At 65.8% G+C, this 471-nt stretch carries 1 protein-coding gene; it reads right to left on the reverse strand.

The window, feature by feature from the left end:
- Positions 1-133 (reverse strand): LysR family transcriptional regulator (locus M3194_RS31765; protein ID WP_397334399.1); only part of this gene is annotated, 133 nt, incomplete at its 3' end.
- Positions 134-471 lie beyond the last annotated feature (338 nt).

Here is a 471-nt window from a genome sequence, read left to right on the forward strand (position 1 = left end):
CGCCGAGCAGCGTTTCAAGGTTCTGCACGCGCCGCGTCAGGCCCGGCTGCGTCAGGTGGAGCTTCGCGGCCGCGGCGACCATCGACCCGCTGTCGACAACCGCGACGAACGCCTGGAGATCACGCGTATTCAAAACAAACTCGCATAATCATGTTAGACATATTTCAATTGTCGCATAAACATCGGGCCCCTACGATGGGAGTTCCTTCGATCTTCCTCCCAGGCTTCCGATGAACTGCCCTGCCCACCGTTGCCCCGCCCCCGTTTCCCCGTCCGTCGCCGCGCCGCCCGCGCTGAGCATCGGCATGACGCTGTTCTTCGCCGCGACGGTCGGCGTGATCGTGATGGACCTGTTCGCCGCGCAACCGCTGACCGGCCCGATCAGCGCGGACCTGCACCTGCCGCCCGGTCTCGCCGGCCTCGTCGCGATGCTGCCGCAACTCGGCTACGCGGCCGGACTCGCGTTGCTCG

This window comes from Paenibacillus glycanilyticus (genome assembly GCF_023715145.1).
Taxonomy (GTDB): Bacteria; Bacillota; Bacilli; order Paenibacillales; family Paenibacillaceae; genus Pristimantibacillus; species Pristimantibacillus glycanilyticus_A.